This is a genomic window from Pseudomonas sp. B21-059, from assembly GCF_026016285.1.
GTDB classification, from domain to species: domain Bacteria; phylum Pseudomonadota; class Gammaproteobacteria; order Pseudomonadales; family Pseudomonadaceae; genus Aquipseudomonas; species Aquipseudomonas danubii.
Genome location: NZ_CP087201.1, coordinates 2,172,040 through 2,186,504, shown reverse-complemented (window position 1 = coordinate 2,186,504; position 14,465 = coordinate 2,172,040). Strand labels below are relative to the sequence as shown.

At 61.1% G+C, this 14,465-nt stretch carries 13 protein-coding genes; 5 read left to right on the top strand and 8 right to left on the bottom strand.

Going from position 1 to position 14,465, the window contains the following annotated elements:
• Positions 1-27 precede the first annotated feature (27 nt).
• Positions 28-858, bottom strand: coding sequence for an NADPH-dependent 7-cyano-7-deazaguanine reductase QueF (gene queF / locus LOY69_RS09940; protein ID WP_123392475.1), 831 nt, complete (start codon positions 856-858; stop codon positions 28-30).
• A gap of 68 nt (positions 859-926) precedes the next feature.
• Entirely contained in the window at positions 927-1,478 is a 552-nt protein-coding gene (locus LOY69_RS09935; protein WP_170002219.1) for a plastocyanin/azurin family copper-binding protein, read from the bottom strand.
• A gap of 157 nt (positions 1,479-1,635) precedes the next feature.
• Between LOY69_RS09935 and LOY69_RS09930 the strand changes: the two genes are divergently transcribed.
• On the top strand, positions 1,636-2,316 hold the full coding sequence (locus tag LOY69_RS09930) for a heavy metal response regulator transcription factor (RefSeq protein ID WP_102879031.1): 681 nt from the start codon (positions 1,636-1,638) through the stop codon (positions 2,314-2,316).
• Positions 2,316-3,677 (top strand): heavy metal sensor histidine kinase, encoded by a 1,362-nt coding sequence (locus LOY69_RS09925; RefSeq protein ID WP_170002217.1) that lies wholly within the window; start codon positions 2,316-2,318, stop codon positions 3,675-3,677. The genes LOY69_RS09930 and LOY69_RS09925 overlap by 1 nt, the downstream gene beginning before the upstream one ends.
• Positions 3,678-3,747: 70 nt before the next feature.
• Here LOY69_RS09925 and LOY69_RS09920 read toward each other — a convergent pair whose 3' ends face one another.
• The 3 genes from LOY69_RS09920 to LOY69_RS09910 form a co-directional block, all read right to left on the bottom strand.
• Positions 3,748-4,992 carry a lipoprotein-releasing ABC transporter permease subunit gene (locus tag LOY69_RS09920; protein WP_265074440.1) on the bottom strand — a complete coding sequence of 415 codons (1,245 nt, stop codon included), beginning with the start codon at positions 4,990-4,992 and terminating at the stop codon, positions 3,748-3,750.
• A 71-nt stretch (positions 4,993-5,063) separates the two neighbouring features.
• Positions 5,064-5,747, bottom strand: a complete 684-nt coding sequence (gene lolD, locus LOY69_RS09915; RefSeq protein WP_162884123.1) for a lipoprotein-releasing ABC transporter ATP-binding protein LolD — start codon at positions 5,745-5,747, stop codon at positions 5,064-5,066.
• Between the two features lie 7 nt (positions 5,748-5,754).
• A complete protein-coding gene (locus LOY69_RS09910) occupies positions 5,755-7,005 on the bottom strand; it encodes a lipoprotein-releasing ABC transporter permease subunit (protein WP_265074439.1) in 1,251 nt (416 codons plus the stop codon).
• 94 nt (positions 7,006-7,099) lie between these two features.
• Between LOY69_RS09910 and LOY69_RS09905 the strand changes: the two genes are divergently transcribed.
• Both LOY69_RS09905 and LOY69_RS09900 read left to right on the top strand, forming a co-directional pair.
• On the top strand, positions 7,100-7,687 hold the full coding sequence (locus tag LOY69_RS09905; protein ID WP_102863764.1) for a PilZ domain-containing protein: 588 nt from the start codon (positions 7,100-7,102) through the stop codon (positions 7,685-7,687).
• 50 nt (positions 7,688-7,737) lie between these two features.
• Positions 7,738-8,460 carry a glycerophosphodiester phosphodiesterase gene (locus tag LOY69_RS09900; RefSeq protein WP_016967735.1) on the top strand — a complete coding sequence of 241 codons (723 nt, stop codon included), beginning with the start codon at positions 7,738-7,740 and terminating at the stop codon, positions 8,458-8,460.
• Between the two features lie 42 nt (positions 8,461-8,502).
• Here LOY69_RS09900 and sthA read toward each other — a convergent pair whose 3' ends face one another.
• Both sthA and LOY69_RS09890 read right to left on the bottom strand, forming a co-directional pair.
• Positions 8,503-9,897 (bottom strand): Si-specific NAD(P)(+) transhydrogenase, encoded by a 1,395-nt coding sequence (gene sthA, locus LOY69_RS09895; RefSeq protein WP_199010419.1) that lies wholly within the window; start codon positions 9,895-9,897, stop codon positions 8,503-8,505.
• Between the two features lie 201 nt (positions 9,898-10,098).
• On the bottom strand, positions 10,099-11,076 hold the full coding sequence (locus LOY69_RS09890) for an FAD:protein FMN transferase (protein WP_110652575.1): 978 nt from the start codon (positions 11,074-11,076) through the stop codon (positions 10,099-10,101).
• A gap of 322 nt (positions 11,077-11,398) precedes the next feature.
• Between LOY69_RS09890 and LOY69_RS09885 the strand changes: the two genes are divergently transcribed.
• Positions 11,399-12,691: an MFS transporter gene (locus LOY69_RS09885; protein ID WP_265074438.1), complete on the top strand. Its 1,293-nt coding sequence runs from the start codon at positions 11,399-11,401 to the stop codon at positions 12,689-12,691.
• A 110-nt stretch (positions 12,692-12,801) separates the two neighbouring features.
• Here the strand turns inward: LOY69_RS09885 and LOY69_RS09880 are convergent, their stop codons facing one another.
• A complete protein-coding gene (locus tag LOY69_RS09880; protein ID WP_102863767.1) occupies positions 12,802-14,265 on the bottom strand; it encodes a glyceraldehyde-3-phosphate dehydrogenase in 1,464 nt (487 codons plus the stop codon).
• Positions 14,266-14,465 lie beyond the last annotated feature (200 nt).

Below are 14,465 nucleotides of genomic sequence, written 5' to 3'. Positions count from 1 at the left end.
GCCCCGCATCATTTGCGGGGCTTCTGCTTACTGGCGAACCAATCGCTGATTGGCGAACTCAACCGTTTCGGTACTGCGGTACGGATTGATATCCAGCCCGCCGCGACGCACATAGCGAGCGTAGACGGTGAGTTTCTCGGGTTTGAGCAACCGCTGCAGATCAAGGAAAATCCGCTCCACGCATTGCTCATGGAAGTCCGAGTGCTGACGGAAACTCACCAGATAGGCCAGCAGGCTGGCGTGATCCAGCGCCGCGCCACGGTACTCCACCACGACACTGCCCCAGTCCGGCTGGCTGGTCACAGGGCAATTGGATTTGAGCAAGTGGCTGTGCACACTTTCCTCCACCACTTGCGAATCATCGCAACGCAGCAGCTCAGGTCGCGGATGCTCATAGCTGTCGACACTGATATCCAGCTCGTCGATGCAGATACCTGGCAATGCCACCACACCTTGCGCCTCGACCTCACCAAGGCTGCGAATACGCACCCCTACGGGCTTGCCTGCGGCGGCCGAGAGATCCTGACGCAAAGTCGCCTCAAGCGTCGCTCGATCAGCGAAGGGGGTCTGGTTCAACGAGTTGAGGTACAGCTTGAAAGACTTGGACTCGATGATGTTCGGCGAATCTGCAGGAATGCTGAATTCACCAATGGCCACCACCGGCTTGCCTGAAGGCAGCAGCCAGGACAATTCGAAGCAGTTCCAGAAATCCACTCCCTTATACGGCAGGGTATCGGCACTCAAGCCCAGCTCGGCCCATTTTGCTGCCCGGGGAATCGGGAACAGCAGGGATGGCGTGTAAGTGGAAACGTATTCACTGGACTTGCCCAGCGGCGAATGTTCGGCTGCGGGATGCATGGCGGAAACCTGACTGAAGAATCAGCGGATTCTACCAGCCTTTGCTCCCGCCTTTGAGCCCCGAACGCTTACGGGCTGACTGTCAGCTTGCCGACCATGCCGGCCTGGTAGTGCCCGGGAACATTGCAGGCGAACTCCAGGCTGCCGCTTTTGCTGAAGGTCCAGGTCAGGTCGGCCTGCTTGCCAGGCTCCACCAGCACACTGTTGGGATCGTCATGCTGCATGCCGTGATCCATGCCCGCCATTGAGCCGTGGCCCATGGCTGCGTGATCCATGGTTTTCATTGCGGTGGGCGTAAGCATCCCGCTTTGCTGCATCTTGAGCATTTCCTGCTGGTGCTCGGCATGCATCGCCGCGTTACCCAGGTTGAATTCGTGGAGCAGTTGCCCCTTGTTGATCAACACAAAACGCACAGTCTCGCCGGCCTTGATCTCCAGGACCTTGGGATTGAAAGACATATCGCCCATCACCACCTCGACCACCCGAGTGGCCTTGGCGGCCGCGGCCGGCTGGCCGAAGTCATAAGAGGCCGCCGGTGAAGCCCAGAGCGGTACGCTCAACAGCATCAGACAGCCTCCCAGGGCCGAGCGGCATCGCAACAACAGGTTTTGCAGATTCATCGTCAGGCTCCAACAAGATCAGGATTGAGCATGTGGCAAACTCTAACGGCCCAGCGCTGCCAGCCAGCTGACGGCTAGATTACAACTTTGTCAGCTTGATCTGCCCTGCCCCCCGGCAAGGTATAAAGCCCGGGTTACACAAGCCACGAGTACCACCATGAAACTGTTGATCGTCGAAGACCAGCCGAAAACCGGCCAGTACCTGCGCCAAGGCTTGAGCGAAGCCGGCTTCAATGCCGAGCTGGTAGCGGATGGCAATACCGGCCAGCACCTGGCGCTGACCGGTGACTACGCCCTGTTGATTCTCGACGTGATGCTCCCGGGGCGCGACGGTTGGCAGATCCTCCAGGCCGTACGCAGCGCCGGCCTGGACATCCCTGTGTTGTTCCTCACCGCCAGAGACGCCGTAGAGGACCGAGTCCACGGCCTGGAACTGGGAGCCGACGACTATCTGGTCAAGCCCTTTGCCTTCTCCGAACTGCTGGCCCGGGTTCGCAGCCTGCTGCGCCGGGGTAGCGTGATGACCCAGGAAACCAGCCTGCAACTGGCTGACCTGCGCCTGGACCTGATCCGCCGCCGGGTAGAACGCAGCGGCCAGCGCATTGATCTGACCGCCAAGGAGTTCGCCTTGCTGGAAATGCTCCTGCGACGCCAGGGAGAAGTCCTGCCCAAATCGCTGATCGCCTCCCAGGTCTGGGACATGAACTTCGACAGCGACACCAACGTCATCGAAGTGGCAATCCGCCGCCTGCGCCTGAAAATCGATGACGAATACCCGAACAAGCTGATCCATACCGTACGCGGCATGGGGTATGTGCTCGAAGAGCGTCCGGCCTGATGCGCCGCCTGTCACTCAGCGCACGCCTGGCGCTGCTGTTCGCCGCCTGCACCGCCGTGGTCTCGCTATTTGCAGGGGTGCTGTTCAGTCGCGCCAGCGAAGCCCACTTCATCGAACTGGACCAGCAACTGCTGGACGGCAAGCTGATCGCCCTGCGCAGCGTCTTGCAGGATGTGACCGAGGCCCGAGATTTTGCCCGGTATCAGGCACGGCTGCAGGACGAGCTGAGCCATCAACCGGACCTGGCCCTGCGGATTATCGGCAGTGACGGCCAACTCTGGTTCGACAGTGCCCCCGCCCTGCCCGCCTCCTTGCCCAGCGAAGCCGGCCTGCACAACCTGAATCTGAACAGTGCTGCCTACCGGATCTACTCCGCGCCGCTCAAGCCAGGTCAACCCGACTCGCCACAGCTGGCCCTGCTGCTGAATATCACCCATCACCAGCACTTTCTGCAGCGCATGCAGCACCTGATCTGGTTCACAGTAGGGCTCTCGGCCCTGGCCACTGCCCTGCTTGGTGCCTGGGCCGCCCGCAGCGGCCTGCGACCTTTGCGACGCATGAGCGCAGTGGCCGCAGGAGTCTCCGCCAGTTCCCTGACCCAGCGCCTGCCCCAGGAACAGATGCCCGTCGAACTGGCCGACCTGGCCAGCAGCTTCAACGCCATGCTCGGCCGCCTTGAGGAATCCTTCCAACGCCTTTCGGCCTTTTCCGCTGATATTGCCCACGAGTTGCGCACGCCCCTGTCGAACCTGCTGACCCACACCCAAGTCACCCTGACCCGCCCGAGAGCGATCGAGGACTACCGCGAAGCCCTGCACAGCAACCTCGAGGAACTGCAATGGATGGCGCAACTGGTCAACGACATGCTGTACCTGGCCAAGGCCGACCATGGGCTGCTGACCCCGAAATGCGAAGCACTGGAGCTGGCCGAGGAAACCGACATGCTGTTGGAGTTCTATGGCCCCCTGGCGGAAGACGCGAACGTCAGCCTGAGCCGTGAAGGTCATGCCGGCTTTATCGGCGATCGCAGCATGCTGCGTCGGGCGCTGTCCAACCTGCTGGACAATGCCCTGCGCTTCACACCTCCTGGAGGATCGGTCCAGGTACGGATCAGCGACAGCTTACAGGTCTTGAACCTGAGCATCGAAAACAGCGGAGAGGGTATCGCCAGGGAGGTACTGCCGCGGTTATTCGACCGTTTCTACCGGGTAGATCCGGCGCGACGCGAGGGCAGCAGTGAACACGCGGGATTGGGACTGGCGATCACGCAGTCGATCATTCGCGCCCATGGCGGACAGATACGTTGCGAATCGGAAGCGGGCTGGACACGCTTCGTGATCGAGTTGCCGAGCAAGCGTTGAGAGCCTGTTCACCGGCAAGCCGGCTCCTTCACCAATCAGGCAGGAGCCGGCTTGCCGGCGAGAGCGGATCTCAGGAATACCGCAAAGCGTGAGCCGGCTCGACCTTGGACGCGCGCCAGGCCGGATACACAGTGGCCAGGAAGCTGAGGATGAACCCAGCGCTACAAATCAGCGCCACATCCCCGCCCTGCAGTTCGGAAGGCAGGTTGCTGACAAAGTACACATCCGAACTGAAAATCTGCTGGCCGCTGATCCGCTCCAGCCAGCCCACCAGCTCGCTCACGTTCAACGCCGCAATGACCCCTAGCACCCCACCGATCAGGGTGCCGACAATCCCGATCACCGTGCCCTGGACCATGAAGATCGCCATGATCTGCCGCGGCGTGGCGCCGATGGTGCGCAGGATTGCGATGTCCGCGCCCTTGTCGTTCACCACCATGATCAGGGTGGCGATGATGTTGAACGCCGCCACCGCGACGATCATCAGCAGCAAAAGGCCGATCATGGTCTTTTCCATCTTCATTGCGCTGAACAGGCTGCCCTGGGTGTGGGTCCAGTCATCGGCGCGGAAGTCCGCACCCAGCCCCTTGGCGATATCCACCGCCACCTGTGGCGCGGCATACAGATCCTTGACCGCCAGGCGCACGCTCTGCACCTGATTGGGCTGCCAGCGCTGCATCTCTGCGGCGTCGGCCATATGGATCAGGCCCATGGAGCCATCCAGCTCGGCGCCCACCTTGAACACCCCCACCACATTCAGGCGCTGCATACGCGGGGTGATACCCCCTGGGGCCGTACTCACTTCAGGCACGATCAGGGTCAGCTTGTCGCCGACATTCAAGCGGAAACGCCGAGCGGTGATCTCGCCGACCACCACACCGAACTCGCCGGGTTTCAGGTCCTGCAGGCTGCCCTGGACAATATGCTGGGCGACGATGGACACCTTGCCCTCCTGGGCCGGGTCGATACCGCTGATCTGGATCGGTTGCATCGCCCCCTTGTAGGAGAGCATGCCTTCCATCTCGGTGAAGGGCACTGCAGCAGTGACTTCCGGGTTCTTCAGGGCCGCTGCGGCCACTGGTTGCCAGTCATCAATGGGCTTGACCCCGACGATGGTGGCGTGGGGCACCATACCGAGGATGCGCGAGCTCATTTCCCGCTGGAAGCCGTTCATCACCGACAGCACCACGATCATCGCCAAAACGCCCAGGGCGAGGCCGATCATCGAGGTCATGGAAATGAACGAGACAAAACGATTGCGCCGCTTGGCGCGGGTGTAGCGCGTGCCGATAAAGATCGATAAGGGTCTGAACATGGGCAAGGCACCCTGGAAAAATTAATGACCCGGTGTCGACGGGCCAGCCGCCGACACCGCGTGCGGCCGCATCAGATGGCGACCAGGTGACCTTCTTGCAGGTGCAGTACGCGATCCATCTGCCGAGCCAGGTTCATGTCGTGTGTCACCACCAGGAAGGCGGTACGCATCGAAGTGCTGAGTTCCAGCATCAGGTCCTGAATGCCCTGGGCCGTGTGCGAGTCGAGGTTGCCAGTGGGCTCGTCGAGCATCACCAGCCCCGGCTGGTTCACCAGGGCCCGGGCGATGGCTACCCGCTGACGCTCACCGCCGGACAGTTCGGCCGGTTTGTGCTCCAGGCGATGACCCAGGCCAACCCGCTCCAGCAGCGCAGTAGCACGCTGACGGGCTTCAGGAATCGGTGTACGGCCGATCAGCAGCGGCATGCAGACGTTCTCCAGCGCGGTGAACTCTGGCAGCAGGTGGTGGAACTGGTAGACGAAGCCCAGGGCGCGATTACGCAATTGACCGCGAGCCTTCTCACCCAGCGCCGAGAGTTCTTCGCCGGCCAGCCAGACGCTGCCCTTGGAGGGCGTATCCAGGCCGCCCAGCAAGTTGAGCAAGGTACTCTTGCCGGAGCCCGACGTACCGACGATGGCCACTCGCTCCCCCGGATGCAGTTCCAGTTGCAGGCCGGACAGGACCACCACCGATTCCGGACCTTCCTCGTAGGACTTGCCCAGGTCACGGCAGCTCAGGATTGCTTTTTCACTCATGCCCAACTCACTCATAACGTAGCGCCTCCGCAGGCTGGGTGCGCGCCGCACGCCAGGCTGGATACAGGGTGGCGAGGAAACTCAGGACCAATGCCGCGCCGCAGACCATCAACACGTCCTCGGCCATCAGTTGCGACGGCAGGTAGTCGATGAAGTACACGTCGGCATTCAGGAATTTATGGCCGATCAGGCCTTCGAGGGCGGAGATCGCAGCACTGACATTCAAGGCTGCGAGCATCCCCAGCGCCGCACCGATCAGGGTGCCGACCACACCGATCACCGTGCCCTGGACCATGAAGATCGCCATGATGGTGCCCGGCGTAGCGCCCAGGGTGCGCAGAATAGCGATGTCGCCCTTTTTGTCGTTCACCACCATCACCAGGGTCGAGATGATGTTGAACGCAGCCACCGCGACGATCAGCAGCAAGAGCAGGCCGATCATGGCTTTTTCCATGCGAATGGCCTGGTACAGGTTGCCATGAGTACGGGTCCAGTCACGGGCGTAGAAATGGTTCTCGCCCAACTGCTGGGCGATTTCCCAAGCGGTGCGCGGGGCCTGGAACAGGTCGTCGAACTTCAGCCGCAGGCCCTGGACCTGATCCGGCTTCCAGCGGTGCAAGCGGCCCAGGTCTTCAAGGTTGGTCAAGCCCAGGTAGCCGTCGATCTCACCGGCGCCAACGTGAAAGATGCCCACCACGGTAAAACGCTTCATCCGCGGGAACATGCCAGCGGGGGTCACCGTGACTTCCGGGGCAACGAAGGTCAGCTTGTCTCCCAGGCCAACACCCAGCTTGGCGGCCGCCTTGTCGCCGATGACGATGCCGAAGCTGCCGGGAGCCAGAGCATCCAGCTGCCCCTGCTGCATGAAGTGGTCGATGATCGACACCTGCCGCTCTTTTCCAGGATCTATGGCATTGAGCAGCACCTTCTGCACCTGGCCATTGTTGGTCAGCAGGCCCTGCATCTGGGTGAATGGCGCCACCGCCAGCACTTTCGGGTTCTGCTTGACCTTGTCGGCCAGGCTTTGCCAGTCGCTGATGGGTTCACCGGACTCGATGGTGGCGTGGGGCACCATGCCCAGCACGCGGGTGCGCATTTCATGATCGAAGCCATTCATCACCGACAGCACCACGATCATCACGATCACGCCAAGGGCGAGTCCGATCATCGAGGTCAGGGAAATGAATGACACAAAATGATTGCGACGCTTTGCACGGGTGTAACGCGTGCCGATAAAAGCAAACAGAGGTCTGAACATGTCGGGGCTTGTGCAGAGGAAAAGAAGACGTCCTTGTGGCGGGGCCTGGTAAGCAGCTTTACACTCAGACCACTGCCTCTACCATGGGTTCGCCATGTCGACATTAGATGAAGAAGATCGCCGCGAATACTACCGTATCGAGGACACGATCGCACTGGAAATTAGCCCCTTGTCCGCCCACGACGCGGCGAGCAAGGAAGTGTTGCAGGATGAGTCTCCGCTGTTCAATTTGCTCAGCGAGCTGCACCTCAGCGAATTCGAATCCCAGCACCTGCTGCGCCAGGTCAGCGAGCGCGATCGCACCCTGGCCAGCTACCTCAAGGCCATGAACAAGCGCATCGACCTGCTCAGCCAGGTGGTGGCGCAGACCGTGTTCGGCAAGTTCGGCGAGCCGCAGCGGGTCACCCTTTCCGAAGGCGGCATCGAGTTCAACCACCACCTGAGCTATCCCAGCGGCAGCCACCTGGCGGTGAAACTGCTGTTGATGCCGCAAGCCCTGGGCCTGCTGCTGCGAGCCCGGGTCATCCACTGTGAGCCACAGAGCTTCGGCACCTTCGAGATCGGCACCGAATTCGAAGCATTGACCGATGCCCAGCGCCAACTGCTGGCGCGCTACATCCTGCAAAAACAGGCTCAGCAACGCCGCATGGCCCGGGACCAGACAGACCCCGCCGCTGGTTGAGCCGCAAGCCTGACCCCCTCTTAAGGAACAACATCCGTGAAGGAGCAATTGTGACCCTGATCTATGGCCATCGCGGCGCTAAAGGCGAAGCACCGGAAAACACCCTGACCAGCTTTCAGGAATGTCTCAAGCACGGCGTGCGCCGCTGCGAGCTCGACCTGCACCTGTCCATGGACGGCGAGCTGATGGTGATTCACGACCCGACCCTCAAGCGCACCACTGACCGGCGCGGCAAGGTGGTGGAGCATTCCGCCGCCGAACTGGTGACCTACGACGCGCGCAAAGGCGGCCCGGGCTGGGTCAGCCCCTGCCCTATTCCGCGCCTGGAAGAGCTGTTCGAGAAATGCGATTTCGAGCACTGGCAGCTGGAAGTCAAGAGCGCCTCACGCACCCGCGCCGCTACGACGGTGCTGGCGATTCGGGAAATGGCCCAACGCTTCGGCCTGCTGGACAAGGTCACCGTGACCTCAAGCTCGCGGGAAGTGCTGAAAGCGGCGGTCGAACTGACCCCGGACCTGTCTCGCGGACTGGTAGCCGAATACGCCTGGCTCGACCCATTGAAGGTCGCCCAGAGCTATGGCTGCGAGATTCTTGCGCTGAACTGGACCCTGTGCACCCCGGAGCGACTGCAAAGGGCGCAGCGTCAGGGCTTGCATGTGTCAGTGTGGACGGTCAACGAGCCCGCGCTGATGCGCAGGCTCGCCGACTTCGGCGTAGATAGCCTGATTACAGACTTTCCCGGTTTGGCCAGCGCCACCCTCGAGAATTACTGAAATCGGTCTCCCCGGCCGGCTCAGGCCACCGGCCGGAGCCGCTCAAAAAAGCCGGTTGAGGCCGTCGTACGCCGCTACCCGATAGGCTTCGGCCATGGTCGGGTAGTTGAAGGTGGTGTTGACGAAGTACTTCAGGGTGTTGTGCTCACCCGGCTGGCTCATGATCGCCTGACCAATGTGGACGATTTCCGAAGCCTGGTAACCGAAGCAATGCACGCCGAGGACCTCCAGGGTTTCCCGATGGAACAGGATCTTCAGCATGCCTTGCGGCTCGCCGGCGATCTGCGCACGGGCCATGCCCTTGAAGAACGCCTTGCCCACTTCGTAAGGCACCTTGGCCTGGGTCAGCTCCTGCTCGTTCTTGCCGATCGAGCTGATCTCCGGAATGGTGTAGATCCCGGTCGGTACATCGTTGACGAAGCGCCAGCTGCCGTTGTCGACAATGCTGCCGGCGGCGGAACGACCCTGGTCGTGGGCGGCACTGGCCAGACTCGGCCAGCCGATCACGTCACCGGCGCCGTAGATGTTCGGCACGCAGGTGCGGTAGTTCTCGTCGACTTCGATCTGGCCACGACTATTGACCTTGACCCCGATATTCTCCATGCCCAGCTTGTCGGTGTTGCCGGTACGGCCGTTGCACCAGAGCAAGGCGTCGGCCTTGATCTTTTTGCCGGATTTCAGGTGCAGGATCACCCCGTTGTCCACACCTTCAACGCGGTCGTATTCCTCGTTGTGGCGCACAGTGATGTTGTTGTTGCTGAAGTGGTAGCTCAAGGCCTGGGAAATCTCCGAGTCCAGGAAGCTGAGCAACTGGCCGCGGTTATCCACCAGTTCCACCAACACCCCAAGACCACTGAAGATCGAGGCGTATTCGCAGCCGATGACCCCGGCGCCGTAAACGATGAGTTTGCGTGGGGTGTGGCCGAGGCTGAGGATGGTGTCGCTATCGTAGATACGCGGATGGCCGAAATCGATGTCCGCCGGGCGATAAGGACGCGAACCGGTGGCGATGATGATGTGCTTGGCTACCAGTTTTTCCACCACGCCATTGGCGCAAACCACTTCCACGGTCTGCTCGTCGGCGAAGCTGCCAGTGCCGAAGAACACATCGACCCGATTGCGGGCGTAGTAGCCGGTGCGCGAGGCCACCTGCTTGGAAATCACCTTCTCGGCGCTCTTGAGCACGTCCGGAAAGGAAAACCAGCGCGGCTCGCCAATGGCCCGGAACATCGGATTGGTGTTGAACTGCATGATCTGCCGGACCGAGTGACGCAGGGCCTTGGACGGAATGGTACCCAGGTGGGTGCAGTTGCCGCCGACCTGGCGACGGCTATCGACCATCGCCACTTTGCGTCCTGCTTTCGCGGCGTTCATTGCCGCACCTTCTCCAGCGGGGCCCGAGCCCAGCACCACTACGTCGTAGTTGTAGACAGCCATGCGTACTCCTCAGAACAGGCCGAGATGCCCTTCTGGCATCTCCGGCTAAATCATGTCGCGGCCAGCGACATGAAGGATCAATTTGGCTCGGTTACGAACCCGGGCACAGTCTATAGAAGCGTCAACGCCGCGCACATTAACCCTTGGTCGCGTCGTAGGCTACTTTTGCCTGCACTACAGCATTCGCAACAGCGTGCCTGGTTATTGTTTTGGTCCGGCCAACAGCGCATCGAACGCCGGGTTGCTACGTGTGACGAAGCCTTTATCGGCACGCATCACAAAAAATGCGCCGATACGGTGTTTTTGTGCGTAGTCCCAGCCTGCTTCGGGACCAAGAATCAGTAACAGCGTAGAGAGGCCATCGGCCATGAGTGCCGAAGGATGAATCACGGTCACCGACGCCAGCCTGTGAGTGATGGGCTTGCCAAGCCTGGCATCGAAGGTATGGGAATAGCGCTGGCCGTCCTGCTCGAAGTAATTACGGTAGTCGCCAGACGTGGATACACCATAGCCGTCCAGTGCGATCACCCGCTGGGCCACCTGCTGGTCGTCCCGCGGTTCCTCCAGGGCGATACGCCAGGGCGCGCCGTCCGGTTTGCGGCCCACGGCCTTGAGCTCGCCAGTGACTTCAGCGAGAAAACTGTCGATCCCCAACTGCGCAAGCCGCGCGGCAATGCGATCCACTGCGTAACCGGCGGCAAGGCTGTTGAAGTCCACTTCCACCGGCGCATCCTTGCACAGCTCCTGGCCTTCGATATGCAAGTGCCCATGTCCGACCCGCTGCCGAACCTCGGCCAGGGCTGACGCGCTGGGAATTTTTTCCTCTCGCCCCTGAGGCCCAAAGCCCCAGAGGTCGAGCAGCGGCTCCACCGTCAGATCAAAGGCGCCGCCACTGTCCCGGGACAGCTGCTCGCCAACTCGCACCAAGTGCAGCACCGATTCAGGCATCGGTTGGCAGCTGTTGCCGGGCAAGGCGTTGAAACGCTCGATATCCGAGTCACTGCGGTAGGTGGACATCTGCCGATCAACCTCAGCCAGGATTTGCTCGACCTCGGCCTTGACCCGCGACTCATCCGGCACGCCGGTGCGCTGCACGTACTGAACGGAGTAAGTGCTGCCCATGGTCGGCCCGGAGACGCTGTGCAGGCGATCGCCACCACAGCCCGCCAACAGCGCCATCGCGCCCCACAATGCGTTCCACCACCATCGCCTTCCCGACAAGATTCCCCTCCAGATCAATTGCCCCAGAGGGCGAGCTGACAACGCGAATGGCCATTATGCGACAGACGGATGCGGCATGCGCGCCAGGCCTGCCAGCCTGGCCGGCACCAGAAGCTTGACCCAGAGCCATCGCGCAGCACCCAAGAGTTTTTGTTGCCTGACGCCACCAGCACACATATTGTTACAAAACTGTTCAGCGTGCCGCCTCGCGCCCCACCTTTGCAGTGAGGACGAGTACTGACCAGGGATTGCTAACAAAACAGCCAAAGTGAGTGAAAAAATGTCCCCGACCACGGGCAAAGGCAAGGCGATCTTTCGCGTTGTCAGCGGCAACTTTCTCGAGATGTTCGACTTCATGGTCTATGGCTTCTACGCCACGGCAATCGCCAAGACCTTCTTTCCGGCCGACAGCGCCTTCGCTTCATTGATGCTGTCCCTGGCCACTTTCGGCGCCGGCTTCCTGATGCGTCCACTGGGAGCGATCTTCCTCGGCGCCTACATCGACCGTCACGGCCGCCGCCAGGGCCTGATCATTACCCTGGTGCTGATGGCCGCGGGCACTGTGCTGATTGCCTGCGTGCCGGGCTACGCCACTCTCGGCGTCGCCGCTCCGCTGCTGGTGCTGCTGGGTCGCTTGCTGCAGGGCTTCTCCGCTGGCGTGGAACTGGGTGGCGTGTCGGTGTACCTGGCCGAGATCTCGACACCGGGCCGCAAGGGCTTCTTCGTCAGCTGGCAATCGGCAAGCCAACAGGCGGCCGTGGTGTTTGCCGGCTTACTGGGGGTGGGTCTGAACCACTGGCTGAGCCCCCAACAAATGGGTGACTGGGGCTGGCGCGTGCCGTTCCTGGTGGGCTGCATGATTGTTCCGGCCATCTTCATGATCCGCCGCTCTCTCGAGGAAACACCCGAGTTCCAGGCCCGCAAACATCGCCCCACCCTGCAGGAAGTCATCCGCTCCATCAGTCAGAACTTCGGAGTCGTCATTGCCGGCATGGCCTTGGTGGTGATGACCACCGTGTCCTTCTACCTGATCACCGCCTACACCCCGACCTTTGGCAAGGCCGAGCTGCACTTGTCGGACTTCGACGCCCTGCTGGTGACTGTGTGCATCGGCCTGTCGAACTTCTTCTGGCTGCCGGTCATGGGCTCGCTGTCGGACCGCATCGGTCGTAAACCGCTGCTGCTGGGCGCCACCATCCTGGCCATCTTCACCGCTTACCCGGCGCTGTCCTGGCTGGTAGCCAACCCCAGCTTCAGCCACCTGCTGATCGTCGAGCTGTGGCTGTCCTTCCTCTATGGCTCGTACAACGGCGCGATGGTGGTGGCCCTGACTGAAATCATGCCGGTGGAAGTGCGCACCACCGGCTTCTCGCTGGCCTACAGCCTGGCAACCGCAACCTTCGGCGGCTTTACCCCGGCGGCCTGCACCTACCTGATCCACGTTCTGGGCAACCAGGCCGCACCGGGCATCTGGCTCAGCGGCGCGGCGGTGCTGGGGCTGATTGCGACACTGGTGCTGTTCCGTGGCAACCGCCACGAACTGCGTGCAGCGCAGGCGGCTGGCAGCGCCTGACAGCCAACAGCGCGGACAAGTTGGCACCTACAAATGACGCCGGCCTCGTAGGCGAAAGCCACAAACAAAAACGCCCCGACAAGTCGGGGCGTTTTCATTTCAGCAGTCGCTTAGCGTGGGAATGCTGGCGGGTTGACCCCGGCCATGTCTTCCATTACGCGCACAACCTGGCAGCTGTAACCGAACTCGTTGTCATACCAGACGTACAGAACAACGCGGTTGTCCTGAACGATGGTCGCTTCAGCGTCGACAACACCGGCGTGACGCGACCCCACGAAGTCGGTGGACACCACTTCCTGCGAATTGACGAAGTCGATTTGCTTATGCAGATCGGAGTGCAGCGCCATGTAGCGCAGGTACTCGTTCATCTCTTCACGGGTGGCGGCTTTCTCAAGGTTCAGGTTGAGAATGGCCATCGACACGTTTGGCGTTGGAACGCGGATCGCGTTACCGGTCAGCTTGCCGGCCAGCTCAGGCAAGGCCTTGGCAGCAGCGGTAGCAGCACCCGTCTCGGTGATCACCATGTTCAGCGCGGCACTACGGCCACGGCGATCGCCCTTGTGGAAGTTGTCGATCAAATTCTGGTCGTTGGTGTACGAGTGAACGGTTTCAACGTGACCGTTGATGATGCCGAACTTGTCATTCACAGCCTTGAGCACCGGCACGATGGCGTTGGTGGTGCAGGAAGCGGCGGACACGATCTTGTCGTCAGCAGTGATTTCGTTGTGGTTGATACCGTGAACGATGTTCTTCAGCTTGCCTTTGCCAGGCGCGGTCAGGACCACGCGGTCGATACCCGGGCAGGTCAGGTGCTGGCCCAGGCCGTCGGCATCACGCCATACACCGGTGTTGTCCACCAGCAGCGCGTTCTTGATCCCGTACTGGGTGTAGTCCACCTCGGTCGGGTTCTTCGCGTAGATCACCTGGATCAGGTTGCCGTTGGCGGTGATGGTGTTGTTTTCTTCGTCGATGGTGATGGTGCCGTTGAACGAACCGTGCACCGAATCGCGACGCAGCAGGCTGGCGCGCTTGGTCAGGTCGTTTTCGGCGCCTTTGCGCACCACGATGGCGCGCAGACGCAGGCCGTCGCCACCACCGGTTTTCTCGATCAGGATGCGCGCCAGCAGACGGCCGATACGACCGAAGCCGTACAGGACAACGTCAGTGCCTTTGCGGGCCGAAGCGTTTTGCTGGCCAACCACGTCAGCCATTTCTTCGCGAACGAACTGCTCGGCGCTGCGGCCATTGCCTTCGTTACGGAATTTGAACGCCAACTTGCCCAGGTCTACCGAAGCTGCGCCGAGCTTGAGCTCGCTCATTGCTTTAAGCAGAGGGAATGTTTCGTGGACGGAGAGTTCGCTGTCGTCGGAGGAGCGATGGCGAGCAAAGCGATGAGCTTTGAGAATCGCGATGACAGACTGGTTGATCAGGCTGCGGCCATAGATCGAGCTCACCACATTGTTATTGCGGTAGAGCTGACCGATAAGCGGAATCATCGCTTCTGCGAGTGCTTCACGGTCGATCCATTCACCAAGACACTGGTCGGGCTTCTGAGTCACGGGAACCTTCCACATGTAGGGGCAGAAAAAAGGGGCTACATTATGACGCCGAGTCCCTCTCGTAGCAATGCGCGCCTGTCGTGCGGAACGTAACAAAAAGCCCTTGCAAAAAAACACCACTATGCTGGAGGCCAGTAAAACCGCGGCTTCCAGCCGCGTCAATTTTTTGGACAGCCAAGCAACCTGTATGTAACCCTCCGTAACACCGAGCAAAT